Origin of the sequence: Psittacicella hinzii (assembly GCF_003585885.1) — a bacterium.
GTDB lineage: Bacteria > Pseudomonadota > Gammaproteobacteria > Enterobacterales > Psittacicellaceae > Psittacicella.
This window is the reverse complement of record NZ_NRHC01000150.1, coordinates 1-1,277: the sequence shown is the minus strand read 5'-3', so window position 1 is coordinate 1,277 and position 1,277 is coordinate 1. Positions and strand designations below refer to the sequence as shown.

2 protein-coding genes are annotated in these 1,277 nt (G+C 32.3%); both read left to right on the top strand.

Going from position 1 to position 1,277, the window contains the following annotated elements:
* A partial coding sequence (locus CKF54_RS08215) for a hypothetical protein (protein ID WP_222987610.1) occupies positions 1-341 on the top strand: 341 nt, incomplete at its 5' end.
* Between the two features lie 229 nt (positions 342-570).
* Positions 571-1,277, top strand: a 707-nt coding sequence (locus CKF54_RS07980) for a hypothetical protein (protein WP_222987608.1), incomplete at its 3' end; no start/stop codon positions are given.

Below are 1,277 nucleotides of genomic sequence, written 5' to 3'. Positions count from 1 at the left end.
ACAATTGCGGAATTCAGGTTTTAGAGCTCTACAGAGGAAAAGAACTTCTTGAGCAGGCGGGTAAAGATTTAATAGCACTAGAGGATTCTTACAGATTAAGTCAAGATCCCCAAGCCGTTAAAGGGAAAGCCTTTGTTATGTTTATTTCTTTAATTCTTCGATCAGCTCTTAGAAATAAAGTTAAAGGGACAAGAATTGAGCATAAGTATAGTTTGCAAGAGATAATTGAAGAGCTTGATGATATAAAATTCTTGATTACAAAGGATAGTAAAGTAATTCATCCAATGAGCGAGGAGCAAAGAGAAATTCTAGCAGAGTTAAAGATTAAGCTCGATGACTAGATGATCTTTAGTATTTTAAAGCCGTGTGGATTGTTTATTTTAGACATTTGAATTGGAAAACTCCTCATAGGGCTTAACTCTTCAGGATATTATCATGTTCAATGTATACACAATACTCCCCTATAATTCAAGTAACTGACTGAAGCCAACGAATTAAAAGTTAAGCAACTACATTATTGTATTGTTTAAAACCAGAAAACCGTATTTTTGTATAGTCGTCAAAAGTAAAATGAAAGTAATCCAATACGCAAAATTACCCGAACATAGAAAAACATTTAAGAAAACTCCAAGTGGTAAATACGTTTACTATAAAACTCGTATGTATCGTAATCAGAATGGAACCAACACTTGTGATGAGATATGTATTGGAAAATTGGACGAAGAAAAGAACTTATTGATAATCAATAAGAATTATCATAAAGTGTTTCCAACAAATGAATACTATGTAAACAATGTTGTCGAAAAAACTGACAAGGTTGATAAGTATATTGTGCCATTTGGAGTTCAAAATGCAGTTAATAAGTTATCAGAAGATCTCGGATTAACAAGCTTACTTAAAAAGCATTTTGGTAATAATCATACGTTATTTTTAAGCTTAGTAACCTACATGATTTCCAAAGGTAATGTTATGTCAGGCTATGAAAAATGGGCAAAAAAACATTATTTACCGTTAAGATTGCATAAAACTAGCCAAGAAATTAGCCAAATCTTTGCTAAGATTGAAGAAACCAAGATTTTAGCGTTCTTGGACGACTGGCTAGATAAAGCGATTGAAGAGGAATATATTGCATACGATGTAACATCTATTTCATCCTACAGCACAAATATTAGGCAAGTAAAGTATGGATACAACCGAGATTCTGAACTTCTTGCTCAAGTAAACTTAGCGATTTTTTATGGACAAGATTCTAAATTACCACTTTACTACACTTGGTA